This window comes from Pseudomonas sp. ICMP 3272 (assembly GCF_001466905.1).
Lineage (GTDB): Bacteria > Pseudomonadota > Gammaproteobacteria > Pseudomonadales > Pseudomonadaceae > Aquipseudomonas > Aquipseudomonas amygdali.
This window is the reverse complement of the sequence record NZ_LKEK01000013.1, coordinates 31,990-55,373: the sequence shown is the minus strand read 5'-3', so window position 1 is coordinate 55,373 and position 23,384 is coordinate 31,990. Positions and strand designations below refer to the sequence as shown.

The following is a 23,384-nucleotide window of genomic DNA, read 5'->3' as shown; positions in this document are numbered from 1 at the left end:
AGAGTCCATGAAGTTTCCGATACTCGCTGTTGCTCAGTTCTGCTCTGCAAGGGGAGATATCGAACAGAACCTCGCCGGACACCTCGCTTTCATGCACCGCGCGGCTGACCTTGGGGCCAGTTACCTGCTGTTTCCCGAGCTCTCATTGACAGGCTATGAACCCGATCTGGCCCGAGAGCTGGCGGTGCATGCGGACGACCCCCGTCTTGAGCCGATTAAGGCGTTGGCCATGAAGCTGCGCCTAGTGACCACCATTGGCGTACCGCTCAGAGGAGCAAATGACAGCATCCTGATCGGCGCGCTGACCTTCACCGCCGACGGCGACGTCATTACCTATGCCAAACAATACCTGCATCCCGGTGAGGACAAAGCGTTCAGTGCTGGAGACAAGGACTGCTATCTGTCCATTGATCAGCAACGGATTGGCCTGTGCGTGTGTGCTGATTTCACTCAGCTTGCGCATGTGCAGCGTATGGCGGAAGGTGGCGCCTGGGTGTATGCAGCGAGCGTGCTTATTTCGCCAGGTGGCTATGCACAGGATGCAGAGCTGCTCGCGGGGCATGCCCGACGTCATAACCTACCAGTGCTGGTGGCTAATCACGGTGCACCGACTGGCGGCTGGGAGTCGGCAGGCCGCAGCGGTCTATGGGACGGGGCAGGGCGCTGGATAGGCGGGATGCAGGGCGCAGGAAGCGGGCTGGTTATTGTGACCTGCCAGCGCGAAGGCTGGCAGGTTCGGGTGGCGTAAACAGATTTATGTGCTCACCGCGTGGTCAGGTTTGAGTTCAGGTTCATTATTCGAACGTGAAAGTGTCTCCGGTACGGCCACCAGCAACAGACAAAACGCCGCCGCCGCCACACCCGCGAGGGTCAGGAACGCAGCGCTGTAGCCCGCTGCATGTACCACGAAACCGGCCAGGCCGTTGCTCAGCGCCGCGCCCAGTCCAAACAGAGTGGACAGCGCCCCGAGGCTTACATTGAAACGTCCGCTGCCTTGAGTGAGGTCCTTGACCATCAATGGGAACAGCGCGCCGAACAGGCCGGCACCAATGCCGTCGAGCATCTGCACCGCCACCAGCCAGTACGGGTCGTCTGACAGGGTATAAAGCACACCACGAATCGGCAGAATCAGAAAGCCTGCCAGCAGCAGCGGCTTGCGTCCCCAGTCATCCGCTTTCATACCCACCAGCAGCGCAGCTGGCACCATGACCAATTGGGCTGCGACGATGCACGCCGAGGTCAGCGGCGTTGCCATCTGCATATTGATTTGCGAAAGCTTCTGACTGACCAGTGGCAACATGGCCGCGTTGGCCAGATGGAACAGTGCGCAACAGATGCCGAACAGCAGCAGCGGCTTGTTGCTCAGCAACGTAGCAAGTCCGGAAGGCTGAACACCGTGAGAGTCGTGGTTCGCATCAAAACCCCGGGCGACGTCGTGGTCGATGGCATCCGCAGAAACGAAGCTGATCGCGATAACACTCGCCAGGGCCATCGCTGCCATCAGATAGAACACCGCAATAGGCCCGAAGAGGTAGGCAAAGCCGCCCGCTAACAGGGCTGCGCAGGCATTACCCGCATGGTTGAATGTTTCATTGCGCCCGGTGCGGCGGGTAAATGCCTTCGGCCCGGTTATGCCCAGAGAGATTGCGGCGATGGCCGGTGCGAACACCGAGGACGCGATGCTACTCAGCGCCTGGGTCAGGGCGACGACCGAGAAGGACGAAGTGAAAGGCAGAATCAGGCAACTCAGGGTCACCAGCAGTGCCGCTACGCCAATCATGGCGCGCTTGTAAGGCGTACGGTCGATAAGCGCGCCAGCAGGGGTTTGGGTCAGCAGCCCGGCAATACCTGCGATGGTCATCACCACGCCTATGCTGGCCGGGTCCCATTTATGCACGGCCAGTAGATAGATCGCCAGGTAAGGCCCCAAGCCGTCACGCACATCGGCGAGGAAGAAATTCAGGCTATCCAGTGAAAGGGTGTTGCGGCGATCTGCATGACTGGCCAAGAGCGGAATTCCCGTAATTCGTCAGACTCCAGGTAGCCGAGTCACGGGTAATACTGACCGGGGCCGTTTTAAAGAAGTTTCCGCACCGAAGATGAAATTTTCGGTTTCACACGTTCTTTTTCTGCAGGCTTTTCATGCGCTGTGTGGCACGTTGCACGGCGGCCATCTTTTCCGGACGTTTCATGCGTTTCCACTTGCGGATATCGTCCTTGGTACGCCCGCAGCTCACGCACAGATCGCCGCTGAGCTGGCACACGGAAATGCACGGGTTTTCAATGTCTTTTGCCATATCAACTCCGCCTGGCGTATTTGCGCTTGATACGCTGCTGCCAGTCGCCACCGTTCTCGCGCAGGCACTGCTCTTCGCAGTCGACATGCACATGAGCAGCTGCATTCGACAGGCTAACCTGTGCATCGTCAAGTGCCTCAACCGTCAGACCGATCATCCGCTCCACCAGCCCGCGCGCCAGCGCAGTGTTCTTGTCGGCCAGCGTGTCGAACACCCATACCACCTGCAAGCTGGCAGGGAAGGCTGCGTAATCAACTTCGTGAGTCAGCCAGCAGAAGCCGGGCATTTCGGTTTTGGCTGTTTCGCAGGCGTGTGTTAGTGCGCTCACCAGACGCCGATCTGTCTGGGCCTGTTCGCGTTTGCTGGATGGCATTGGAGGCCTTGGAGTATAGAGGTAAAGATAGGCACGATACCTGATGCAGGTAGTGCTCGCAGTACTGATCAAGCACATAAGATGGGAAACGGTATCTGGCGTCGATCCCCGCCACGTAACGCGCCACAAACAGACAAATGAATGTTTATCGTTAAACACTATTTTGCGATGAGTCCCTCATGATTTTCGGACCAGGATGAGGGCGTTGGCGAACGCTGCTCATGTAGTCTGATATTCGGTAAGGTAATGCAGTTTTAGCTGGGGCTAAAGAGCGTTTCAGGCTTGAAAAGCCAAGCCGTTGAGCCGTTTTTAATTTATGGTCAAGGAGCGTTACATGGCATTTGATACCTCTATGCACATCGAAGGTATTCCGGGCGAATCATTCGATGGAGTTTTAAAAAACTGGATTGAGCTTTCCGACGTTGATGTGAGATGAAAATAGTTCTTCGCAGTGTGCTGATTCTGGTGCTTTCTATACTGCTCACCAAATGGCTAGTCGCGTTGGGTCTGCTGGGCTGGCTACTTCAAACCGAAACAGGCCTCGATCTGTATATTTCTGCTGCAAATGCGCTGGGCATAATCGGTGGCGAGGATGGAGAGTTTATGCTTCTTGCCTTGATGGTATTCGTAGTGCTGGCGCCATCGACTTTTCTTGTAGGCGCTGCAGCTAAAGTGCTTCATACGCTCAGAGCAGAACGGCAGTCAACAGCAAATAAGCAAGCTGGCAGATAACCCTTAATATTATCTGATCGCACACGGCCATTATTCAAGCCATCCAGCGGTATCTTGTAGGATGGCGTGCGGCCGCAAGGCTGGCGCATTCCCAAAAATAATATAATGGATGCTCATCATGGAATTTTCTCCGTCAGGCAGTAAAGCCGATCAGAGCCGCAGAGGCTTCCTGAAACAATCACTGGCTGTTTCGGCCACGGTTGCCGCCATTGGCGCATTGCCGCGTCTTTCCAGCGCTCAGCCGTTGACCCAGCGCTACCCCGACCCATTGGTCAGTGTTCTGGATGACAGCTTTACCCAAATACGAATATTCAATGCCAGCGTCGAGAAGCTGGCCAGCGGCATGCGCTGGGCCGAAGGGCCGGTGTGGATTGGAGACGGTCGCTACTTGCTGGTCAGCGATATCGCCAACAATCGGATCATGCGCTGGGACGAGGTAACGGGTCAGCTGTCGGTGTACCGCGAGCATTCAAACTTTTCCAATGGCATGTGCCGCGATCGCCAGGGCAGGCTGCTGGTCTGTGAGGGGTCGAGCACCACCACCGAAGGACGGCGGGTGACGCGTACCGAGTACAACGGGCGTATCACCGTGCTGGCCGACAGCTTCGAGGGCAAGCCTTTCAATTCGCCCAACGACATCGCCTGCAAACGCGATGGGTCTATCTGGTTCACCGATCCTACCTTCCAGGCCGAAAGCAACTACGAAGGTCAAAAGGTCAAGCAGGAGCAACCCTTCGGCGTCTATCGCATAGACCCGTCAAACGGCAAGGTTTCCAGGGTTATCGATGATCTGGCAGGCCCGAATGGTTTGTGCTTCTCGCCGGACGAGAAAACCTTGTATGTGGTCGAAGGGCGCGCCAAACCCCACGCCCTCATCTGGGCAATAGCGGTCAACGAAGACGGCACGCTGGGCGAGCGGCGCAAACACATCGAAGGTCTCGACTACGCGGCCATCGACGGCATCAAGTGCGACGAAAGCGGCAATCTGTGGTGCGGCTGGGGCGGCAATGGTGACCCCAAGGCGGATATGGAGAAACTCGACGGCGTGCGCGTGTTCAACCCTCAAGGCAAGGCCATCGGCCACATCAGCCTGCCCGAACGCTGCGCCAACATCTGCTTCGGCGGGCGAGAGGGCAATCGGCTGTTCATGGCCAGCAGCCATTCACTTTACTCGGTGTTCGTGAATACGCGAGGCGCCACGTTTGCCTGAAGGGTCATGAGCCCACTGACGGCGTGCAATGTGCGCACGCCGTCAATCGGGTCGAACCCCTGTGAACATGCCGGGTCTGTTCCTGTAATTACTCTCAGGGATAGTTATTTATGTCGGCGCAACGCGGCCTTGTTCTACTTGCACGAGGCGGTTATGCCGCCCGTGGTGTTGTTTATCTGATTATCGGTCTGTTCGCGGTATTGGCGGCGCAGGGATCTTCGCAGCCTGCCGATAGCCACAGCAGTCTTGAAGCCCTGTTGAGCCAGCCGTTCGGCAGCGTGCTGGTCGGGGTGGTAATTGTCGGTCTACTGGCGTTCGCCGCATGGCGTGTGCTGCAGGCCACGCGTGATGTGGACCATCATGGCCGCGAACTCAAGGGGCTGGTGATTCGTGGCGGTCTTCTGGTGGGCGGCTTTACTTATGGGGCATTGGCGTTTTTCGCGCTGGGCCTGCTGGTCAGCGGGCTCAAGAGCTCCGGTGGCTCATCGGGTGGTGGTCAGGCGAAGGACCTGCTGGCAACGCTTCTGTCCTGGGATCACTCCAACCTGCTGGTCTACGTCGTGGCACTGGTGCCACTGGCGCTGGGCATTGTGCATATCATCAAGGGCTACAAGGCGTCTTTCGAGAAGTATTTCGAGGCTGATGAAGACGTCATGAAATATGTGCGTCCAGTGTCGCGCTTCGGGCTGATCGCGCGCGGCGTGGCGTTTATCGAAATTGCGGTGTTACTGGCCGTAAGCGGCTCCAGCTATCAGGCCATGCACCCGCCGGGCATGAAGGATGCGCTCAACGGTTTGCAGGATCTGCCTGCCGGTGGTCTGGTGCTGCTGATCGTGGCGCTGGGTCTGATCGCGTTTTCGGTGTACAGCTTCGCCCAGGCCGCATGGCGCAGGATCAACATGGATGTGCCTGATGCACCGGAGGCGGTAGCGCGTCATTTCCGCTGATCTCCATTCGGGTAGTCAAAGGGCTGCGTGATCTTTCAGGTCAGGCGGCCCTTTTTTCGATAAAGATAATGTGAAGCATGCCTCAAGTCGCCTTCTGCCCGGCCGACATTCTTTCTTGAGCTCCGATCATTTTCCGGACTGACGTTCTCTGCGCAGGCCCGGATCAGATTCGGCGCAATAAAAATAAAAGAGGATAGCCATGACCATTCTTCAGCGAGTGATCGGTGGGTTTGCCGTGCTGGTTGTGCTGCTGCTCGCCATGGCAGGTATCAGCTACCAAAGCACCCATTCCATAAGCGACCGGATCAGCATCATTACCGGGCAGTCGGCACCCTTGAGCAGGGCGGCGAGCGAGCTTTACGTACATGTGCTGCGCGCCAATCAGGCACTGCTCGGGATTCTGGTCAGCACTGACCCCAAGCAGATTGACGATGGCAAGCAGCCCTTCAACGACAGCATGGCCCGGTTCAATCAGTTGCTGGATAGCACGCCTGCCTACATCAGCGACCGCGCTGAACTGCGCGACAACCTGAATCAGCAGCGTCAGTTGAGCGCGGCTTATGCCGAACAGGCGCAGACCCTGATTGCCAGTCACCGACAGCACGTTTTGCAGTCACTCCAGAGCCGGGTATTGCAGGGCTACAGCAGCAGCCAGGGCGCCCAACTGACCGGTTATCTTCGTGATTACATTGCCCGCGAGCGCAGTGCAGGGGCTGCGGATAACGTGGCCGCAGGTGAAAAGCTGTTGCTGGAAGTCGGCAAATCCTACGAGGGGCTGGCTGCCCACGCGGCGACGCCGGATATCCAGACCTTGCAGCGTGTGCTCAACCTGCAGGATGAGGTAATCAGCACTCGGGCGCGCGAACTCACGGCAGTAGATCCACGCGGCGGTCGTATCGCTGGTGTGATGGTCAACCGCCTGCTCAACGACCTCACCGGCAGTGACGGCGTTTATCAGGCCTACGGGCAGGAGGCGACGCTTGCCGAGCAGGTTGGTAAACAGCGCCAGGCGGCGGAAACCCGGCTTCAGGCAACACTGGACAAGATCGGCGAGTTCGGTAATCAGTCACTGGCGGTGGCCAACGAGGCCAAGGCGGGTGCGGATTCGACCATCGCCACCGGCCTCAGCCTGCTGCTGATCGCTTGCCTGCTGGCGGTAGTTGCAGCGGCAGTCATCGGTACCTGGGTCGCCTTCAGCCTTCGGCGTCCATTGGCGGCGTTTCGCGAGGTGCTCAAGACCCTCACCAGCGGCGACATGCGGGTACGTTTCGATGTCAGCCGTCGCGACGAGTTCGGCGAGCTGGGCGGTTACCTCAATGAGTTCACCCAGTCGTTGCAACAGACGTTTCGTCAGTTGATCGGCTCTGCCGACACCCTGGCGTTGACTGCCAGTCAGAACGCGCAGATCAGTGAGCAGACTACCCGCGTGGTCGACGAGCAGAAAGACCGTCTCAATTCTGCCGCGTCGGCCATGAATGAAATGGAAAGCACGGTGGAAGAGGTGGCCCGTCGTGCTCAGGACACGCGTGGCGCGGTGGACAGCACCAGCGAACTGACCAGCAAGGTGCAGAAGCGCGTGGCTGAAACCATCGTCAACATTCGTCAGCAGGCTGAACAGGTCAACAAGGCGTCTGCGGTCACCGACGAGCTGCAGAAGTACGGGCAAAACATTGACGGTATTGTCGATGCCATTCGTACCATTGCCGAGCAGACCAACCTGCTGGCGCTCAACGCGGCCATCGAAGCGGCACGCGCTGGCGAGCAGGGCAGGGGCTTTGCGGTGGTGGCCGATGAAGTACGCTCGCTGGCCAGTCGCACCCAGACCTCGACCAGCGAGATTCAGGAAATGATCGGCCAGATGCAGAGCAAGATCCACTCGGCTGTGCAGGTGATGAACGAAAGCCAGATCCAGTCCAATCATTGCGTGACGCTGGCTTCCGGTGCCGACCAGTTGCTGGTGGAAATGGGTGAGGCGGTGGACACGATTCGCGACATGAATATCCAGATCGCAGCTGCCACCGAGCAGCAAAGCGCAACGGTGCAGGAAACCAGTCGCATGGTCACGCACATCAACGATTCTGCCCAGCAGGCCGCCGACGGTGCCGAACAGTCTGCGAGCAGCAGTCAGGACCTGTCGAAAATGGCCAGGGATCAGCGCGAGCTGCTCCATCATTTCAGCGTTTGATGCCCGGGAGTCAGAACATGAAACAGTGGTTATCGATTTCCCTGAGTGCAAGCCTGCTGGTCGCGGGCCTGGCACAGGCGGCCACGCCATTGATCGGCGTGGGTATGGCCAAGTACAACGACAATTTTCAGACCATTCTGCGCCACGGGGTGGAAAAACAGGTGGCGCTGCTGGATGCCGACATCTTCATGGAGAACGGTCAGGACGACGTCGAGCTGCAGATGCGGCAATTCCGCAATCTGGTCAATTCGAAAGTCGACGCCATCGTTGTCGCGATGGTGAACGGCAAAAGCGCAGCGGAAATGATGCGTCTGGCCAATGAGGCCAAGGTTCCGCTGGTGTTCGTCAACCGCAATCCCGAACCTGCCAAATGGCCGGCGCTGACGGCATTTGTCGGCTCTGACGAGCTGGAGTCCGGCACCTTGCAAATGGAAGAGCTGGCCCGTCGTGCCGGTTACAAGGGCAATGTGGTGATTCTGGTGGGCGACCCGAGTAACAAGTCGTCGGTCATGCGCACCGAGGACGTGGAAAAGGTCGTCGCCAAGTACCCGAACATGAAGGTCGTGCAGAAGAAAATCGGCAACTGGGAGCGCAGCCAGGCCGCGACAATCGTGATTGACTGGGTCAAGCAGGGTGTGGACTTCTCTATCGTCGCGGCCAACAACGACGAAATGGCGATCGGTGCGATCATGGGGCTGGAAAAGGCCGGTAAGAATGCCAGGGATTATCTGGTGGGCGGCATCGACGGCACCCCGGACGGCTTGAAGCTGATGGCCGAGGGCAAGATGGCCGTCAGCGTGTTTCAGGATGCGGTCGGCCAGGCCAACGGCGCAGTAGATGCCGCGCTGAGCATGGCGCGTGGCGAAACGCTGGCATCTCCGGTCATCTGGGTGCCGTTCAAACTCATCACCCCGGAGAATCGCCAGCAGTTCGAGTAAGGCCGCGGTGTGGGCTGACTGTCGCTCCAGTAATCTGCACGAGGAGCGCTCAGCGTTGGACACATGTCCCAATCAGCCCGGAAGCTGCCACGCCTTCCGGGCACAAGCCCACTCTAAGGGCATCTCAGGGCCTGTCTATAACGCGTTAGACCCGAATATCCTGCGGCCCACGAATCTGTGCTTCGATGCGCGTGCCGGTCAGGCGCTCTTCGTTGGAGAAACCGTCGTAGCTGGCCAGGTCGCCGAAGCTGATGCCGGTGAGTTTTTCGATCTGCAGGACGCTGCGCTGCCAGGTTCTGAGTGGACCGAATACGATCTCCAGCTTACCCAGCTCGCTGCTCTGGTCGATCATGTAGGCGCTGGCCGAAGGTTTGCCATCGTCGCCAAGAAACGCCACGACCTTCCAGAATGCCGAAGGGATCTTGACGTTGCGGTAGCTGCGGTCGTCATCGCGCAGCACAGGCCCGCTGAAAACGGTTACCCGGGATTTCCAGCGACGCGTGTTCTCAAGGATGTAGTCCTCAAGTTCCAGCCATGTCTTCTGATTGAAGGCGGCCATCTGCGGTGAGCAGTTGGTGAAGTGAAAGGTATCGCTGTTGGCCGTTTCGGCTTCCTTGCCCCAATTAGGGTCCTGACGCCTGACCAGATGACCGCGATCCAGCAGATTGTCGGCGTACAGGCTTTCGCCGATCTGCGCCTCGGCAGGCAGCCTGCCATCAAAGGACCACGAATCCTTGCCACGCTTGACCTCGACACTGCTGGCACCGTCGATATTGACACCGACATACAGGGCCAGACGCCGACTGCGCGACATGGTGATGGAAAAGTGGGTGTAATCGAGGCGATTTCCGGCGTTGTCCAGTGGGTAGACATCCGGTGCCAGCTCCGCGTCGGTCGAAGGCCATGGCACGACGAAGTCACCGAGGAAATTCTCGACGTACCCCTTACGTTTCTGCAATTCGCTCGCCGGTGTGGTACGTGGCGATGCAACAGGCTGCGGTGCAAGCAGTTCGGCCGATGGGAGCAGTGGCTTGAGGTCGGCGAGACGTGGTCGGTAGGCGAGGTCGATAGCGGGCTTTTTGTCAGGCACTTGGTTGGCTCCTGCGGTGGGCGTGAGTTCATTACAGTTCACCATAGCCGCGTTACAGGTCGACGTCAGGCCGGGTAATCGATCGTTCGCGGGCACTCATACGGTAAAAAACTGTAAACGGGTTCAAGTTACGGGTAACAGGCGTCGATAAGCTCTGAATAAGAGCACTCCGCAGTTCATGTTATTTCACTGATCGCAGGGGACATCAGGATGTCGATAAAGCTACGTCTATTGTTGTTGATTGGCACCAGCGTGCTGACGGTTCTGATCATCAGCCTGGTCAACTATGTGGGCAATACCCGCACGGAGACGGCGATGATCGACAGCGAGGTCAGCATGACCGCGCTCAGCAATCATCTGGAAGCCGACATGATGCACGATGCGCTGCGTGCCGATGTGCTGTCGGCGATGCTGGTCGGCCTGGGCAAAAGCAACAGCACGCGTGAAGAGGTGCAGAAGTCCCTTGATGAACATGCTGCACATTTTCGCGCTGTGCTGAACGATAACCTCAAACTTCCCATCACCGAAGCGATCAAGGCGGAGCTGAACAGGATCAAGCCGAGCCTCGATACCTATATTGCCAGTGGCGAGCGTATTGTCGGTCTGGCTCTGGATAATCCGGAACGAGCGCAACAGGAACTGGGCACGTTCACCAGCGCCTTCACGCAACTGGAAGAGCAGATGTCCAGTCTCAGCGACCTGATCGAGGGGAATTTCAAGGCAAGCGGCGAAGGTGCCCGTCAGGCAATCCGCAGCGCCAACATCGCTCTGGTTGTGGTGCTGGTGGCCAGTATCCTGCTGCTTCTGGTTCAGGGCCGTTGGGTAACCCGCAGCATCATGATTCCTCTTGCCTCTGCCAGCCGCATTGCCGACAGCATTGCTCACGGCAATCTCAGTGAACCAATCGCCGAGCCGCGTGGTCGTGATGAGGCCAGCATGCTGATTCGCAGTCTGGCGGTCATGCAGCGCGACCTGCGCGGGATGATCGAAGTGGTGCGCAGCAACGCGCATGGCGTCAGTGGTATGAGCCGCCAGCTCAGCAGTGGCTGCCATGAAGTGGCCGACAGCAGTCGGCAGCAGAGCTCGGCAGCGGGCACCATGTCGGCAGCGACCAGCGAGATGACGGCGAGCATCGAAGAAATCACCCTGCATGCCGGGCACGCACTGGAGATGGCAAATCAGGCTGAGACACTGGCGAAAAATGGTGGCCGGGTGATTCATCAGGTGGTCAGTGACATGGACAGCATTGCCCGCTCGGCGCAGCTGTCAGCGCAGGTGATCCGTACGCTGGACAAGGACTCGGAAGGAATTTTCAATATCATTCAGGTGATCAAGGGCATTGCCGATCAGACTAACCTGCTGGCGCTTAACGCAGCCATTGAAGCTGCACGCGCTGGCGAGCAGGGTCGGGGTTTTGCCGTGGTTGCCGATGAAGTTCGCAATCTGGCGGGGCGCACCAGTACCTCGACTCAGGAAATCACCGCGATGGTCGCTCGTATTCAGCAAAGTACCCGGGAGGCGGTGACCAGCATGGAAGCAGGCGTTGCCCAGGTCGACAAGGGCATGGCCGTCACTGCCGAGGTGCAACGCTCGATCAGCGAGATACTGGAGGCCACGTTGAGCACCACACAGCTGGTCAACGACATCACTCGCACCATCGGTGAACAGAGCCTGGCCAGTAACGAAATCGCTCACCAGGTGGAGATGATTGCCAGCATGTCCGAGGGCAACAGCCGGGTCATCGGGCAGACCGCCAGCACCACCGATGAACTCTCGGCAATGGCCGGGCAGCTTTCACAATCGGTGGATCGTTTCCGTCTTTGATATCAAATAGCCCCAACCTGCAGTACTCTCCGGCGCATTCGACCCTCGGTCGAGTCGCGCAGGGCTCATCACAGGCCTGTATTGGCCGGTTCAGCCCTTGAATCTTCGGTACCGACAAGCGTTAATTTTCGTGGATGAATCACTTTCCACCCCAGGAGCAGCGACATGCAGACGTTAAAGGCCTTATACGAGTCAGTCGAAAAGCAGTTTTTCGACACACTGACCAAAAAGCTCTCAAGCCTTTTTCTGCTGGTCCTGGTCAGCGCGCTTTTGTACTGGGTGGCGCTGAACATTCGTTCCGACATCATGCTGCAATTGCGCGGCACGCAAACGGACCCTGCCGCGCTGGGCGTGATCCAGAGTCAGCTCGATCTGCTGAGCAACGCAATTCTGCTGAGCACCCTGTTCACGCTGGTCATGGTCAGCTTCATGGTGTGGTATTTCCGCCACCTGATCGTACGTCCGGTGATGTCCATGACTCGCGCGCTCGAAGAGGTCGCCAGTGGCGAAGGTGATCTATCAAGGGATCTGCCGCTGCTCACACATGATGAAATTCGCGGGCTGGCCAGTACCTGCAATCTCTTTCTGGCCAAACAGCGCGAGATCATCAGTAGCATTCAGGGGCTGACGGTGCAGATCGCAGTCGAATCGGCACGCTCGCTGAAAAACATCAGTGATTCCAGCGACAGCGCGACCGATCAGGCGCGTTTCGCCAGAGAGGTGATGGACCAGAGCAATATGGCGGTGGGCAGCATTGAGGACGTCTCGCAGCAGACGCAGGGCATTTCCACGACCACTGCGCAGAACCTGAGCATGGCGCGCGACTCTTATGCCGAATTGCTGGAGGTGACTGGAAACATCAGCCAGATATCCAGCAGTCTCAATGAATTCGGTGGGCTGGTATCCGGCTTGAATGAGCGTTCTTCGAGCATCAAGTCGATTGTCGGGCTGATTCAGCAGATTTCTTCGCAAACCAACCTGCTGGCGCTCAATGCGGCCATCGAAGCGGCTAGGGCGGGGGAGAGTGGTCGAGGTTTTGCAGTGGTGGCCGACGAGGTGCGCACGCTGGCGCAAAACGTCAGCAAAGCCACTGACGACATCTCGCGCAACATCGACGCGATGCTTCAGGAAGTCAGTTCCACCCACGAACAGACCATTCAGATCAGCCACAGCGCCCGCGAAACCCAACTGGTCGTAGAGCGCGCATCCGGTCATTTCGAGAGCATGATCGGTGATTTCGAGTCCACCAATGACAAGCTGGCTGACATCGCTACGCACATCCAGCAGTTCGCAACCACCAACACTGGCATCAACGAACGGGTGACGCGAATTTACTCCGACAGCCAGGCTATCGACCAGCGTATGCAGCACTCTGCCACCGCCACCCGTGACCTGTCCGGTGTGGCCGAGCAGGTTCAGGCCTTGCTGGGGCGTTTCGTGCTGGGGCATGGCGAGCTGGACGCCGCCATTACCCGCGCGAGTCAGTGCCGGGACATCCTGCAGGTGCGGCTGGCCGAGCTGCACAAACAAGGCGTCAATCTGTTCGATCAGAGCTACAAGCTGATTCCCGGCACCGACCCCAAGCAGTACATGACCGGTTACACAGAACGCTTCGCACAAGTCTGTCAGGAAGAGTGCGACAAGCTGACCAAGGGCACCCGGGGCGGCAAGGTCACCTTTATCGTGGATAACAAAGGTTACTGCCCGGTCAACAACAGCTGGGTGTCACTGAAACCGACCGGCGACCGTACCGTCGACTTGCCGGTGTGCCGCAACAAACGCATGTTCTCCGACCCGATAGGCTTGCGTGCAGCGGGCAACCAGCAACGTTTTCTGTTGCAGACCTACCTGCGTGATACCGGCGAGATCATGACCGAAATCGATGTGCCGTTCTTTTTCGAGGGGCGCCACTGGGGCAACTTGCGGATGGGCTTCGACGCAGCGCTGTTGCTGGGCAAGTGAAGGCAGCGTTATTGTTGCGCCGATAAGTCCTGCAACACGACTGAACGTTCGCGCCGGTAAAAGCTCCACTTCTACAAGGCGCTGATTTTCAGAACGCCACCGGAGGTGTGACTTTGAACATTCAAGATCTGACAAAACATGCGAAGGATAAAAAGGTTCGTGAACTCGATTTGATCTCCATCGAGGGCGGTTCCTATGTGCTCCATGCGCAACTGGACGGCAAGTCTGTACCGGTGGAAGACTCGACTGGCAAAACCTTGCATGTTGCCTCGGTGGAAGAGGCGCGCAAGGTGCTTTCCTCGGTATCTGATGTAAAGCTGTTCCTGACCCAGGCTGTGGCTCACGACGAAATGGTTGGTCTGGGCAGTGCCCAGGCGGAGTCATCGCGCCAGGAGATCCCGTTGCGCTCAAGCCACTGATCGCGATGTCAGGCGCTGCGCCTGACCGCGATGCACTTGATTTCCAGCAGCAGCCCGGGATGCGCCAGCTCGGCAACACCGATGCAGGTCCATGCACATTGGCCGCGCGGGAAGATACGGTTTTTCACGTCACGAAACACTGCCATGTGTTCGCTCATGGCTACGTGATAAGTCGTCATGTCGACTATGTCGTCGAACGTGCAGCCGCCCTCGGCAAGTACCGTGCGCAGGTTTTCCCAACAGGCGATGAACTGCGCTTCGGGGTTGAGGATGACTTCCATTTCCCGTGTGCGCCCCACCTGCCCGGCGCAGTAAAGGGTGTCGCCGACTCTGACTGCGGGTGCATAGCCTGCGCGGTCCATGATCGACTGCATGGTGGGCGGAACGATGAGCTCTCGGTCTGACATGTTGTAACACCTGTTTGTAACGCTTGAGTGTGTAACACCCGACGATGCAATTGCTGATCGGGTTGTATATGAGCCAGTCATCTGGCCGCCGGTTTGGCTGTACGTCGCGGTTTTTTCGTCGTAGTGCCCGTTGCAGCAGAGGGCGTAGCAGCGCTGCGCTTCGCGGTTTTGCGTTTTTTCTTCCAGGGCGGCGCAACGCCTGCCGGGCTGGCGGGGCCGCTGATGCTCATGCGCATGCCGACGCAACGGCTGACCTGTTTGCTCATCCACGCTGCCTGTTTGGCGACGAACTCTTCAAGGCTCATTTCGCCGCTTTGTACCATGTCCAGTGCCTGCTCCCAGATCGCTGTAGTGCCGGGGTCGGCGATGGCGCGGGGAACGGCGTCGATCAGGCTGAACGCTGCGGGCGCTGCGCAGAGTGCCTTGCCCAGTTTGGTCAGATAGCCACGATCCAGCAGGCCTTGAATGATCCCGGCGCGGGTGGCTTCGGTACCGATGCCGGTCGTGTCCTTGAGCTTTTGCTTGAGCAGTGGGTCTTCCACCAGTTTGGCGACGTTTTTCATCGCCTTGATCAGATCGCCTTCGGTAAAAGGTTTGGGCGGTTGGGTCCAGAGGTCCTTGAGGATGACCTCAGCGACGGCGCACTCGCAGCCTTGAAACAATGCCGGCAACGGCTGCGGCGCAGGCGCTTCGCGACCCTTGGCCGGTGCCAGTGCCTCGGGCATGGCACGTTTCCAGCCTGGCTCGACAATTTGTTTGCCGACCGCCCGCAGCGCATGGCCTGCGCAGTCGAAGTCGGCCTGGGTACGGTCGTATTCGTGGTTGGGCAGGAACTGCGCCAGATAGCGCGCCCTGATCAGGGTGTACACCGCTCGCGGCTTGCCGGTCAGACGCTCGACGCCGCGCACGGCAGCAGTGGGAATGATGCCGTGGTGGGCTGTCACTTTGCCATCATTCCAGGCCCGCGACCGGCGTTGCGGGTCAAGGTGCGGCGACAGGCTGGCCAGCGTCGGGTCTGCCTTGCATAGCGCTGCGATGATACCCGCGGCTTCGCCATGCTGACTGTTCGGCAGGTAACCGCAATCGCTGCGCGGGTACGTGATGACCTTGTGGGTTTCATACAGCGACTGAGCTATATCAAGGGTTTCCTGCGCCCCGAGCCCGAGCTTTTTCGAGCAGATTTCCTGCAGGGTGCCCAGATCGAAAGGCAGTGGGGCAACTTCGCGAATCCGCTCGGTGCGCAGCTTGACCAGCCGTGCGCTGGCCGCACTGCGCATCGCTTCGGCAGCCTGTTGCGCCAGCGGTTGATTCAGGCAGCGGTCCTGATCGTCGCAGGCGTCGGACGGTGCGCGCCATTGGGCGATAAAAGCCTGGTTGTCGTGCAGCAGCCTGACGTCGATGGCCCAGTAGGGTGCCGGTACGAAGTTGGCGATGCTGCGATCACGGTCCACCACCAGCCGCAGGGTCGGGGTTTGTACTCGTCCGACTGGCAATACGCCCTGATAACCCGACTGGCGACCCAGCAGGGTGAACAGGCGGCTCATGTTCATGCCGATCAGCCAGTCGGCACGGGATCGACCCAGCGCCGAGTGATACAGGCTGAACGTATCGGCACCGGGTTTGAGCGCTGCCAGCGCCTTGCGGATGGAGGCGTCATCGAGTGCCGACAGCCACAAACGCTGAATCGGCCCGCGATAGCGACAGTGTTCGACCAGCTCGCGGGCGATCATCTCGCCTTCGCGGTCGGCGTCAGTGGCAATCACCAGCTCTTGAGCTTCGCCCAGCAATCGCTTGACTGCCTTGAACTGGCTGGCAGTTCTCGGCTTGACGAGCATCTTCCACTTTTCCGGAATGATGGGCAGGTCTTCCAGCACCCAGCGTTTGTAACGCGCATCGTAGGCGTCGGGCGGAGCGGTTTCCAGCAGGTGGCCGATGCACCAGGTCACGGTGGCATTGGCACCCACCCAGCAGCCGTCGCCACGCCGGGTCGCGCCGAGCGCAGCCGCAATGTCTTTGGCCTGGGAGGGTTTTTCACAAAGAAACAGCCGCATGACTACCGTCGTCGATTACCGGTACAAGGGCTGCAAGGATGAACGTTGAATACGCTGCGGGCAAGTTTTATCTGTATGGATATACAGATAAATGGAGCAGGTCATGGAGTGAAGTGTTCACCCCATGACCGCTTTTTCAGCCTGCGAAGAGTGTGTCGGCTCAGCTCAGCAGGTCGGAGAACGCCTTGTCGGCTTCAAGCACCGCTGGCAGCCCGGCAAACAGTGCGTCCAGATCGACTCCCTCCATCAATGGCCCGCCGCAAGCCTGCTGCGCTTGCGGGGTTGCGCCGCCATGGGCTTCCAGTGCATCGGAGATGGTGATGGCCTGAGCGACAATCTTTGGCAGCGGTGCGTCGGCCGGAGCCTTCAGCGGTGTGGCCTGATAGGCGATAGCCTGTTTGATCAGCTCTGGCAGATGCCAGCGACTGGCCAGTTCTGCGCCTACTTCCGGGTAGCTGAAACCCAGTTGCAGGGTTTCGTTGGCTGCACGCCCCGGCGTACCGGCCTTGGCTGCGTTGTTCAGGCGCTCTGCAACGTCGGGCGCGCCGGTCTGGATCAGCAGTTCGCCGATGTTATGCATGACCCCGCAGGTAAAGGCGATTTCAGGGTCGACGCCCGTTTGTTTCGCCAGCATTCGGCAGATCCCTGCAACCTGAAAGCTTTTGAGCCAGAACCCTTTGAGGTCAAAACTCGGCCCGGCTTTGAACGCGCCGGTCACTGCCGAGGCCATTACCAGGGTGCGCAGGGTGTTGAAACCCAGGCGCATGGCCGCGTCTTCGATACTGGAAGATTCTCGCGAGCCGCGAAACCGCGCCGAGTTGGCAAGGCGCAGCACCTTGGCAGCAATCACTGGGTCTTTCTCGATGTTTCGGGCAATGCTTTCCAGGTTCGAGGAAGGGTTGTCAAATTGCAGCATCAGGTCCTGAGCCACTTTGGGAATGCTCGGGAGACTGTGCAAATCGTCAAAAAGTTTTTCGATACTCAGCATGGCAAGACCATCCTCTGCACGGCGGGGATGAGTTCACCATAGCCAGTTTTTCCGGCTCTGCACGTTTCACCGTCGATTGTGGGAGACAGGTCTCAGCATGCTTGGAAAAAAATAATCAAGGACTCGTCCATCTCGGCCGATATGGCGATACAAGCGTCTCTGTAAGGTTTCGGTGCTCGAACCTGCCTGATGATCGACACCGCAGGCGTTTGTGTATCGACTCCGGTTGCTGAACGGCCTGTAGGTTGTAACGTGAAATAGACGGCACTGTTGTGAAGTTTGATTGGCGATTCAGAGATCGTCCTTATTGGTTTTTTGCCGTGGAAGTAACCGTATGAAAAGTCTGGGTTTCAGCAAAAAAATTCTTCTCGCCGCCGCATTGATTGTGGTCGTGGCGTTCAGTGTGTTCATTGTCATCAATGACTATCGACAACGTCAGTCGCTCAAATCCAGCGTCAGGTCCGAGCTGCAACAACTGGGTACGCTCACCACGCAGAACATCCAGACCTGGCTGGAAAGCCGCATGCAATTGCTGCAATCGATGTCGCAGCAAATCGCCGCAGATGGCAAGGAGCTGCCACAGTTGCAGCGCGCCATCGGCCTGCCTGCCTACAGCGAAAGTTTTCAGTTGAGCTACTTTGGCAGCACCGATGGCGTGATGTTCTCGGTGCCGTCGGCCAATCGCCCTGCTGACTACGATCCGCGTGCGCGTGGCTGGTACAAGGCGGCACAGAATGCGCCCGGCACCATTGTGACCGAACCCTACATAGCGGCATCTTCCGGCAAGCTGGTCATGACCATGGCCACACCGGTCAAGTTTCAGAATCAGTTCGTGGGTGTGGCCGGTGCTGATATCGCTCTGGACAACGTCACCAAGATCATCAACTCGCTGAACTTTGATGGCCATGGTTACGCGTTTCTGGTCAGTGCCGACGGCAAGATTCTGGTGCATCCGGACAGCAAGCTGGTGCTCAAGAACATCAATGAAGCGTACCCGGTCAATACGCCGAAAATTGCCACTGGTGTAACGGAAATCGACTCCGGTAAAAAGCCGGAGATCATTTCCTTCACGCCCGTTCAAGGTGTCTCGACGGCCAACTGGTACGTGGCGCTGGTACTGGAGCAGGATTCCGCCTACGCCATGTTGACCGAGTTCCGTACCTCGGCCATCACCGCGATGGTGGTTGTGGTGATGGTGATCATCCTGCTGCTGGGCCTGTTGATCCGGGTGCTGATGCAACCCTTGCATCAGATGGGCCGAGCGATGCGTGATATTGCCGATGGCGAGGGCGATCTGACCAAGCGTCTGGCCATCACATCGCAAGACGAATTCGGCGCACTGGCTGAGTCCTTCAACCATTTTGTCGAACGTATCCATACCTCGATCCGCGAAGTGGCCTCGACTGCCGCGCAACTGGGGGCGGTGGCCACACAAGTGGTCAAGGTCTCCAACGCGTCGATGGACAACTCCGACCAGCAGGCCAACCGCACTGAAAGCGTGGCAGCGGCGATCAACGAATTGGGTGCCGCCGCCCAGGAAATCGCCCAGAATGCGGCGCGCACCTCGCAACAGTCCAGCGATGCCAGCGGCCTGGCCAGCGACGGCCAAGGTGTGGTGCAGCAGACCATCAAGGCCATGAACGAGTTGTCCGGCAAGATCAGTGAATCGTGCGTGAACATCGAAAGCCTGAATGGCAAGACCGCCAACATCGGGCAGATTCTCGAAGTGATCACCAGTATTTCCCAGCAGACCAACCTGCTGGCGCTCAACGCGGCCATCGAAGCGGCGCGCGCCGGTGAAGCAGGCCGCGGGTTTGCCGTGGTGGCTGACGAGGTGCGTAACCTTGCGCACCGCACCCAGGATTCGGCGCAACAAGTGCAGAAGATGATTGAAGAGCTGCAGGTCGGCGCTCGTGAGGCAGTGGTCAACATGACTGAAAGCCAGCGTCAGAGCGAGGACAGCGTAGGCATCGCCAACCTCGCCGGCGAACGCCTGAGCAGCGTGACCCGACGCATCGAAGAGATCAACGGCATGAACCAGTCGGTGGCCGCCGCAACGGAGGAGCAGACCTCGGTGGTGGAGTCGATCAATGTCGACATCACCCATATCAACACCCTCAACCAGTTGGGCGTCGACAACCTGCGCCAGACCCTGGACGCCTGCAACTCGCTGGAAGAGCAGGCGGCCCGCTTGCAGCAACTGGTCGGCAGCTTCCGGATCTGATCCGGCAGCTGTCCACTATGATGATGATCGTTACCACGCGGAGCATTGGCACGATAGTCATCTCATAGGTGCGTGTATAACTCGAGCGCGTAGGCAAGCCGTACGTCTGCGCGCTCTGCTTCAAAGATCTGAGCTGCAACACCTTCTGCGACAAACTGTTATCAGCTCTTCACTCACGGTTCATGAGGCTGCAACAACACAGGTCCAGTTTGGTTGACAACCGAATACGACCTGTCCCGGGTCGTGCGCAGACCGAGAAGCCTCATGAACGATGCCATTCATGTACAAGGCCTGAACAAGACCTTCTCGCACAAAAGTGCGCTGGTTGACCTTGCGTTGTCTATACAACCTGGTGAGATGGTTGCGCTGATTGGCGCTTCCGGCTCTGGCAAATCAACCTTGCTGCGCCATCTTGCCGGCCTGGCGTGCTGTGATCGCAGCAATGGCGGTCAGGTTCAGGTGCTGGGGCGCGAGGTTCAGTCGTCTGGTCGTCTCAACGGTCAGGTGCGACGTCTGCGCGCCGATATCGGCTATATCTTCCAGCAATTCAATCTGGTCAATCGCCTCAGTGTGCTCGACAACGTTTTGCTCGGTTGTCTGGGACGCATGCCGCGCTGGCGCGGCAGTCTGGCGCTGTTCAATCGCGAGGAAAAACAGCGTGCGATGGCCGCGCTGGACAGGGTAGGGCTGGCAGATCTTGCCACCCAGCGGGCTTCGACCCTGTCTGGCGGCCAGCAGCAACGAGTGGCGATTGCTCGTGCCTTGACACAGCGCGCCGAAGTGATCCTTGCCGACGAACCGATTGCCTCGCTGGACCCCGAATCGGCCCGCAGGGTCATGGAAATTCTTGCCGACATCAATCGCAGCGATGGCAAGACCGTCGTCGTCACCCTGCATCAGGTGGATTACGCGGTGCGCTATTGCCCGCGTGCCGTGGCCCTCAAGGGCGGGCGGATCCATTTTGATGGCCTGGCGCAGGATCTCAGCAAACAGTTCCTCAATGACCTCTACGGTGCAGACGCGGACGCGAGCCTGATGATCACCGAACGAAGCCGTCGCGTTCGGCAGAAGCCGCGTCTGGAACTGGCCAAAGTCTGAAGCTTTTCAACATCACCCTATTTATCAGGAGAGCCTGCATGTTCAAGCGTATCGGTCGTCTTCTCGCCTCTGCCGCCTTGCTGACCGCCTGCGCGTTGGGCACGGTCCAGGCTGCAGAAGAAAAAGCCATCAATTTCGGCATCATGTCCACCGAGTCATCGCAGAACCTGAAAAGTATCTGGCAGCCGTTTCTCGATGACATGAGCCGCAAAACCGGTCTGAAGGTCAATGCCACCTTTGCCTCGGACTACGCCGGTCTGATTCAGGGCATGCGCTTCAACAAGGTCGATGTGGCCTGGCTGGGCAACAAGGCCGCCATGGAAGCGGTAGACCGCTCCAATGGCGAGATCTTTGCCCAGACGTCTGCCGCCAACGGCGATGCGGGCTACTGGAGCCTGTTGATCGTGCGCAAGGACAGCCCGATCAACTCCGTCGAAGACATGCTCAAGAACGCCAAGAGTCTGACCTTCGGCAACGGTGACCCGAACTCCACGTCGGGTTATCTGGTGCCTGGCTATTACGTATTTGCCAAAAACCACGTGGATGCCTCCACTGCCTTCAAGCGCACCTTGAACTCCAGCCATGAGGTCAACGCCCTCAGTGTTGCCAAGGGGCAGTTGGACGTTGCGACCTTCAATACCGAAAGCTGGGACCGCCTGGCCGTGACTCAACCGGACAAGGTCGAGCAGTTGAAAGTGATCTGGAAGTCGCCGCTGATTCCAGCCGACCCGATTGTCTGGAGCAAGGCGCTGTCGGACGAAAACAAGGCGAAGATCCGTGATTTCTTCGCCGATTATGGCAATACCGCTGAAGAGAAAACCGTCCTGAAGAACATGCAGATGGGCAAGTTCCTCAAGTCCAGCGACGACCAGTTGTTGCCTATTCGCCAGCTTGAGCTGTTCAAACAGCGTACTGAGGTGGCCGCCAGCACCACGCTGGATGCTCAGGAGAAAGCGACCCGCCTCAAGGACATCGACGCCAGCCTGAACAAGTTGCAGGAGCGCATCACCGAGCTGAACCAGAAAACGGCAGACAGCTCTGCAGGTTGAGCCAATCGATCACTATCAGGAGTTCGCCATGACCACTCAAGTTGCCTATGCCCAGGCTGCGGGCAAGCCCAACTGGTCTCGTTACCTGGGTTGGGGGCTGTTGCTTGCGGCACTGGCCTGGGCCTGGCAGGGCGCGGAAATGAACCCGATGACGCTGGTTCGGGACTCGTCGAACATGGCGACCTTCGCCGCCGATTTCTTCCCGCCGGACTTCCGTGAGTGGCGCAGCTACCTCAAGGAAATGCTGGTGACCATCCAGATTGCCCTGTGGGGTACGGCGCTGGCGATTGTCTGTTCGATACCGCTGGGCGTTCTTTGCGCCGAGAACATCACGCCGTGGTGGATTCACCTGCCATTGCGGCGCTGCATGGACGCCTTTCGCTCGATCAATGAGATGGTTTTTGCGATGTTGTTTGTAGTCGCGGTCGGGCTTGGGCCGTTTGCCGGGGTGCTGGCGCTCTGGATCAGTACCACCGGTGTGCTCGCCAAGCTGTTCGCCGAAGCGGTGGAGGCCATAGAGCCCGGTCCTGTCGAAGGGGTACGTGCGACCGGTGCCAGTGCTTTACAAGAGGTCATCTACGGTGTAATTCCTCAGGTCATGCCGCTGTGGATCTCCTATGCTTTATACCGGTTCGAATCCAATGTGCGCTCGGCGACCGTGGTGGGCATGGTCGGTGCTGGCGGCATCGGGGTCATTCTCTGGGAGAATATCCGGGCCTTTGCGTTCGTCCAGACCAGCGCCGTGCTGCTGGTGATCATCGTTGTGGTAAGCGTCATCGACATCATGTCGCAGCGCCTGCGCAAGCAATTCATCTGACAGAAGAGGGGTGTTCAATGAACACTTTTTTTAATCATGCAGTTGTCTAGACAAGCTGAGCCGATGTACCTCGAACTGGCTGAAACCCTGCGCGATGAGCTGGTTTCGTATCGGCCCGGCGATTATCTGCCTGCCGAGTTTCAGTTGGCCGAACGCTTCTGTGTCAACCGCCATACGATCCGCCGAGCGGTCGATGAACTGGTCCGTGAGGGCAGTGTGCTGCGACGCCAGGGCAAGGGCACGCAAGTGCTGGAACGTCCGTTGATCTACCCGATGCAGGCCGACAGCGCCTACAGCCAGTCACTGTCGGCACAAGGCATCGGCGTGGAAGCGATTCTGCTGTTGCGCCGCGAATGCCTCGCCAGTCACGAAGATGCGCTGCATCTGGGGCTGGCCGAGCATGCGCCGCTGATCGAAATGCAGACGTTACGCAAGCTGGATGGCCAGCCTGTGAGCCTGATCTGCCATCGCTACAGCGCCCGCTACAGCGATGTGCTGGCTGACTATCAGGGTGGATCGGTTCGCCAGTATCTGGCTGAGCGCGAGTTGTCGCTGAGCCGCGCGCAGAGCCTGATCGGAGCACGCCTGCCGTCCCGTGAAGAGGCCGGGCTGCTGCTGATGCCCCGGCACATGCCGGCGCTGACGGTGTTGACGGTTTCGTGTGACCGGTCGGGGCAGCCGGTGGAGCTTTCCCGCTCGGTCAGCCGCTGCGACCGCTTCCAGTATCAGGTGGCGTTCAATCAGATCGCCGTTACCCCAACGACTGACTGACA

General features: G+C 58.6%; 21 protein-coding genes and 2 pseudogenes. 16 read left to right on the top strand and 7 right to left on the bottom strand.

What is annotated here, in order from left to right; all coding sequences use genetic code 11:
* Positions 1 to 7: 7 nt before the first annotated feature.
* Positions 8 to 748, top strand: a complete 741-nt coding sequence (locus tag AO068_RS02595) for a carbon-nitrogen hydrolase family protein (RefSeq protein ID WP_058407574.1) — start codon at positions 8 to 10, stop codon at positions 746 to 748.
* A 6-nt stretch (positions 749 to 754) separates the two neighbouring features.
* Here AO068_RS02595 and AO068_RS02590 read toward each other — a convergent pair whose 3' ends face one another.
* The 3 genes from AO068_RS02590 to AO068_RS02580 form a co-directional block, all read right to left on the bottom strand.
* On the bottom strand, positions 755 to 2,008 hold the full coding sequence (locus AO068_RS02590; RefSeq protein ID WP_058407573.1) for an MFS transporter: 1,254 nt from the start codon (positions 2,006 to 2,008) through the stop codon (positions 755 to 757).
* Between the two features lie 106 nt (positions 2,009 to 2,114).
* Complete coding sequence (locus AO068_RS02585; protein ID WP_004665593.1) at positions 2,115 to 2,297, bottom strand: DUF1289 domain-containing protein; 183 nt, start codon at positions 2,295 to 2,297, stop codon at positions 2,115 to 2,117.
* A 1-nt stretch (position 2,298) separates the two neighbouring features.
* On the bottom strand, positions 2,299 to 2,670 hold the full coding sequence (locus AO068_RS02580; RefSeq protein ID WP_004665592.1) for a hypothetical protein: 372 nt from the start codon (positions 2,668 to 2,670) through the stop codon (positions 2,299 to 2,301).
* A gap of 432 nt (positions 2,671 to 3,102) precedes the next feature.
* On the opposite strand from AO068_RS02580, the gene AO068_RS02575 reads away from it, so the two are divergent.
* The 5 genes from AO068_RS02575 (at position 3,103) to AO068_RS02555 (ending at position 8,682) form a co-directional block, all read left to right on the top strand.
* Positions 3,103 to 3,402 (top strand): hypothetical protein, encoded by a 300-nt coding sequence (locus AO068_RS02575; protein ID WP_058407572.1) that lies wholly within the window; start codon positions 3,103 to 3,105, stop codon positions 3,400 to 3,402.
* 118 nt (positions 3,403 to 3,520) lie between these two features.
* A complete protein-coding gene (locus AO068_RS02570; RefSeq protein WP_058407571.1) occupies positions 3,521 to 4,612 on the top strand; it encodes an SMP-30/gluconolactonase/LRE family protein in 1,092 nt (363 codons plus the stop codon).
* A gap of 110 nt (positions 4,613 to 4,722) precedes the next feature.
* The gene (locus tag AO068_RS02565) at positions 4,723 to 5,559 is read left to right on the top strand and encodes a DUF1206 domain-containing protein (RefSeq protein WP_005732959.1); all 837 of its coding nucleotides are present in this window, start codon (positions 4,723 to 4,725) and stop codon (positions 5,557 to 5,559) included.
* 199 nt (positions 5,560 to 5,758) lie between these two features.
* On the top strand, positions 5,759 to 7,744 hold the full coding sequence (locus AO068_RS02560; protein WP_058407570.1) for a methyl-accepting chemotaxis protein: 1,986 nt from the start codon (positions 5,759 to 5,761) through the stop codon (positions 7,742 to 7,744).
* Between the two features lie 17 nt (positions 7,745 to 7,761).
* Positions 7,762 to 8,682, top strand: a complete 921-nt coding sequence (locus AO068_RS02555; RefSeq protein WP_005732958.1) for a substrate-binding domain-containing protein — start codon at positions 7,762 to 7,764, stop codon at positions 8,680 to 8,682.
* Positions 8,683 to 8,827: 145 nt separating this feature from the next.
* Here AO068_RS02555 and AO068_RS02550 read toward each other — a convergent pair whose 3' ends face one another.
* Positions 8,828 to 9,772 carry a DNA/RNA non-specific endonuclease gene (locus AO068_RS02550; RefSeq protein ID WP_058400256.1) on the bottom strand — a complete coding sequence of 315 codons (945 nt, stop codon included), beginning with the start codon at positions 9,770 to 9,772 and terminating at the stop codon, positions 8,828 to 8,830.
* Between the two features lie 210 nt (positions 9,773 to 9,982).
* Here AO068_RS02550 and AO068_RS29580 point away from each other — a divergent pair.
* The 4 genes and pseudogenes from AO068_RS29580 to AO068_RS02535 form a co-directional block, all read left to right on the top strand.
* A pseudogene (locus tag AO068_RS29580) lies at positions 9,983 to 10,738 on the top strand (MCP four helix bundle domain-containing protein); the annotation flags it as partial.
* Positions 10,733 to 11,596, top strand: coding sequence for a methyl-accepting chemotaxis protein (locus AO068_RS29575; protein WP_442963732.1), 864 nt, complete (start codon positions 10,733 to 10,735; stop codon positions 11,594 to 11,596). The pseudogene AO068_RS29580 and the gene AO068_RS29575, both read left to right, overlap by 6 nt.
* A gap of 165 nt (positions 11,597 to 11,761) precedes the next feature.
* On the top strand, positions 11,762 to 13,558 hold the full coding sequence (locus tag AO068_RS02540) for a methyl-accepting chemotaxis protein (protein WP_058407568.1): 1,797 nt from the start codon (positions 11,762 to 11,764) through the stop codon (positions 13,556 to 13,558).
* 107 nt (positions 13,559 to 13,665) lie between these two features.
* Positions 13,666 to 13,977, top strand: coding sequence for a DUF6482 family protein (locus AO068_RS02535; RefSeq protein WP_029240937.1), 312 nt, complete (start codon positions 13,666 to 13,668; stop codon positions 13,975 to 13,977).
* Positions 13,978 to 13,985: 8 nt separating this feature from the next.
* Here AO068_RS02535 and AO068_RS02530 read toward each other — a convergent pair whose 3' ends face one another.
* The 3 genes from AO068_RS02530 to AO068_RS02520 form a co-directional block, all read right to left on the bottom strand.
* Positions 13,986 to 14,384, bottom strand: a complete 399-nt coding sequence (locus AO068_RS02530) for a RidA family protein (protein WP_058407567.1) — start codon at positions 14,382 to 14,384, stop codon at positions 13,986 to 13,988.
* 77 nt (positions 14,385 to 14,461) lie between these two features.
* A complete protein-coding gene (locus AO068_RS02525; protein WP_058407566.1) occupies positions 14,462 to 16,435 on the bottom strand; it encodes a DNA topoisomerase III in 1,974 nt (657 codons plus the stop codon).
* Positions 16,436 to 16,595: 160 nt separating this feature from the next.
* Complete coding sequence (locus AO068_RS02520; RefSeq protein ID WP_058400260.1) at positions 16,596 to 17,423, bottom strand: HDOD domain-containing protein; 828 nt, start codon at positions 17,421 to 17,423, stop codon at positions 16,596 to 16,598.
* A gap of 334 nt (positions 17,424 to 17,757) precedes the next feature.
* On the opposite strand from AO068_RS02520, the pseudogene AO068_RS29570 reads away from it, so the two are divergent.
* The 6 genes and pseudogenes from AO068_RS29570 to phnF all read left to right on the top strand — a co-directional run.
* Positions 17,758 to 18,789 (top strand): annotated as a pseudogene (locus tag AO068_RS29570) (HAMP domain-containing protein); the annotation flags it as partial.
* Between the two features lie 93 nt (positions 18,790 to 18,882).
* A complete protein-coding gene (locus AO068_RS29565; RefSeq protein ID WP_371875234.1) occupies positions 18,883 to 19,647 on the top strand; it encodes a methyl-accepting chemotaxis protein in 765 nt (254 codons plus the stop codon).
* 264 nt (positions 19,648 to 19,911) lie between these two features.
* Positions 19,912 to 20,745, top strand: a complete 834-nt coding sequence (gene phnC / locus AO068_RS02510; RefSeq protein ID WP_054076598.1) for a phosphonate ABC transporter ATP-binding protein — start codon at positions 19,912 to 19,914, stop codon at positions 20,743 to 20,745.
* 38 nt (positions 20,746 to 20,783) lie between these two features.
* A complete protein-coding gene (phnD, locus tag AO068_RS02505) occupies positions 20,784 to 21,794 on the top strand; it encodes a phosphonate ABC transporter substrate-binding protein (RefSeq protein WP_004658078.1) in 1,011 nt (336 codons plus the stop codon).
* 28 nt (positions 21,795 to 21,822) lie between these two features.
* Entirely contained in the window at positions 21,823 to 22,611 is a 789-nt protein-coding gene (phnE, locus tag AO068_RS02500) for a phosphonate ABC transporter, permease protein PhnE (protein WP_002553872.1), read from the top strand.
* Positions 22,612 to 22,647: 36 nt separating this feature from the next.
* A complete protein-coding gene (phnF, locus tag AO068_RS02495; protein ID WP_058407564.1) occupies positions 22,648 to 23,382 on the top strand; it encodes a phosphonate metabolism transcriptional regulator PhnF in 735 nt (244 codons plus the stop codon).
* Positions 23,383 to 23,384: the final 2 nt, after the last annotated feature.

Excerpts from the sequence above, each read along its gene's own strand:
- AO068_RS02595 (WP_058407574.1), top strand. The coding sequence starts at position 8 with ATGAAGTTTCCGATACTCGCTGTTGCTCAGTTCTGCTCTGCAAGGGGA.
- AO068_RS02585 (WP_004665593.1), bottom strand. The coding sequence starts at position 2,297 with ATGGCAAAAGACATTGAAAACCCGTGCATTTCCGTGTGCCAGCTCAGC.
- AO068_RS02580 (WP_004665592.1), bottom strand. The coding sequence starts at position 2,670 with ATGCCATCCAGCAAACGCGAACAGGCCCAGACAGATCGGCGTCTGGTG.
- AO068_RS02575 (WP_058407572.1), top strand. The coding sequence starts at position 3,103 with ATGAAAATAGTTCTTCGCAGTGTGCTGATTCTGGTGCTTTCTATACTG.
- AO068_RS02570 (WP_058407571.1), top strand. The coding sequence starts at position 3,521 with ATGGAATTTTCTCCGTCAGGCAGTAAAGCCGATCAGAGCCGCAGAGGC.
- AO068_RS02565 (WP_005732959.1), top strand. The coding sequence starts at position 4,723 with ATGTCGGCGCAACGCGGCCTTGTTCTACTTGCACGAGGCGGTTATGCC.
- AO068_RS02560 (WP_058407570.1), top strand. The coding sequence starts at position 5,759 with ATGACCATTCTTCAGCGAGTGATCGGTGGGTTTGCCGTGCTGGTTGTG.
- AO068_RS02555 (WP_005732958.1), top strand. The coding sequence starts at position 7,762 with ATGAAACAGTGGTTATCGATTTCCCTGAGTGCAAGCCTGCTGGTCGCG.
- AO068_RS29575 (WP_442963732.1), top strand. The coding sequence starts at position 10,733 with ATGCAGCGCGACCTGCGCGGGATGATCGAAGTGGTGCGCAGCAACGCG.
- AO068_RS02540 (WP_058407568.1), top strand. The coding sequence starts at position 11,762 with ATGCAGACGTTAAAGGCCTTATACGAGTCAGTCGAAAAGCAGTTTTTC.
- AO068_RS02530 (WP_058407567.1), bottom strand. The coding sequence starts at position 14,384 with ATGTCAGACCGAGAGCTCATCGTTCCGCCCACCATGCAGTCGATCATG.
- AO068_RS02525 (WP_058407566.1), bottom strand. The coding sequence starts at position 16,435 with ATGCGGCTGTTTCTTTGTGAAAAACCCTCCCAGGCCAAAGACATTGCG.
- AO068_RS02520 (WP_058400260.1), bottom strand. The coding sequence starts at position 17,423 with ATGCTGAGTATCGAAAAACTTTTTGACGATTTGCACAGTCTCCCGAGC.
- AO068_RS29565 (WP_371875234.1), top strand. The coding sequence starts at position 18,883 with ATGGACAACTCCGACCAGCAGGCCAACCGCACTGAAAGCGTGGCAGCG.
- phnC (WP_054076598.1), top strand. The coding sequence starts at position 19,912 with ATGAACGATGCCATTCATGTACAAGGCCTGAACAAGACCTTCTCGCAC.
- phnD (WP_004658078.1), top strand. The coding sequence starts at position 20,784 with ATGTTCAAGCGTATCGGTCGTCTTCTCGCCTCTGCCGCCTTGCTGACC.
- phnE (WP_002553872.1), top strand. The coding sequence starts at position 21,823 with ATGACCACTCAAGTTGCCTATGCCCAGGCTGCGGGCAAGCCCAACTGG.
- phnF (WP_058407564.1), top strand. The coding sequence starts at position 22,648 with ATGCAGTTGTCTAGACAAGCTGAGCCGATGTACCTCGAACTGGCTGAA.